A 1,311-nucleotide genomic window follows, 5' to 3' on the forward strand; every position below is an offset into this window, starting at 1 on the left:
CGCAGTGATACTGGAATGGTTCGTCGATGCAGTGGTTTGACTCGTTTCCGCGCTGACGCCGATGGCTGTCTTTCCCGTGATGTGTCGGCTGCTGCATCGATGGACACCTGAAGCACACGCGACCGGTGGGGCGGAGTGACTTGATAGGAGCCTGACCAAAGAGTCCCGTCACTGTGTTGTCCGCCGTCCCGGCCGGTGCGTGGTCACCTCGTGAAGGGATAACCAGTGTCCAGCATGACCGAAAACCCACCCGATGTCAGCCTGACCGTGTTCGCCGGCGTCGACACCCACAAAGACACCCACCACGCCGCGATCATCGACCACCTCGGCCGCGGCATCGGCGACCGCGAATTCCCCGCCACCGCCGCCGGCTACCGCGCTCTACTGGCATGGGTTCGCGGCGCCGGTGTCGTCGCTCGAATCGGTGTCGAAGGCACCGGTAGTTACGGATCGGCGCTGACTGCAGTCCTGCAGGAAGCGGGCATCGAGGTCGTCGACGTCGACCGCACCGACCGCCAGTCACGCCGATTTCAGGGCAAGTCCGATTCCCTCGACGCCTACAGTGCCGCTCGCCTGGCAGCGGCGGGTATCGCACGCACCATTCCGAAAGCCCACGATGGGGACGTCGAAGCAATTCGGTTCCTGCACAACGCTCGTCGCACCGCAGTCAAATCCCGCGCCGAGGCGATCACCGCGTTGAAGTCGGCGGTGGTGAACGCGCCCGAGTCGATCCGCGAGCAGCTGCGCGATCTCTCGACGAAGGCCTTGGTCGATGCCTGCGCAGGGCTACGACCAGGCACGGTCGAACCCGGCGCGCTGGCGGCGGCAGTCAAAACCGCGTTGCGGTCACTGGCCCGCCGCATCCGCATGCTCGATCAGGAGATCGCCGCCCTCGAGGCCGACCTGCACCCACTCGTCGTCGACGCCGCCGCCGACCTCGTCGCCCGTTTCGGAGTGGGCTACGAGACCGCCGCGCAACTGCTGATCACCGTCGGCGACAACCCCGACCGGATCTCGAACGAGGCCGCGTTCGCCAGTCTCTGCGGAGTCGCCCCGATCCCGGCATCCTCCGGTAAAACCAGCCGGCACCGACTCAACCGGGGCGGAAACCGGCAAGCCAACCGGGCACTGCACATCATCGTTCTGGCCCGCCTCAAACGCGACCCACGAACCCGCGCCTACCGCGACAAACGACTCGCCCAAGGCAAAAGCAAACGCGACATCATCCGCTGCCTCAAACGAGCCGTCGCCCGCGAAATGTTCCAGCTACTCACACAAAAAATCGGAAGTTGACACTCATAGGAGCATCAC

The 1,311-nt window shown here is 64.9% G+C and carries 1 protein-coding gene; it reads left to right on the plus strand.

Features of this window, described 5'->3' with window-relative positions; translation table 11 throughout:
- The first annotated feature begins 234 nt into the window (after positions 1-234).
- The gene (locus tag DK926_RS26225; RefSeq protein WP_114332827.1) at positions 235-1,293 is read left to right on the plus strand and encodes an IS110 family transposase; all 1,059 of its coding nucleotides are present in this window, start codon (positions 235-237) and stop codon (positions 1,291-1,293) included.
- Positions 1,294-1,311: the final 18 nt, after the last annotated feature.

The sequence above is a fragment of the Rhodococcus sp. Eu-32 genome (assembly GCF_003336925.1).
GTDB classification, from domain to species: Bacteria; Actinomycetota; Actinomycetes; order Mycobacteriales; family Mycobacteriaceae; genus Rhodococcoides; species Rhodococcoides kyotonensis_B.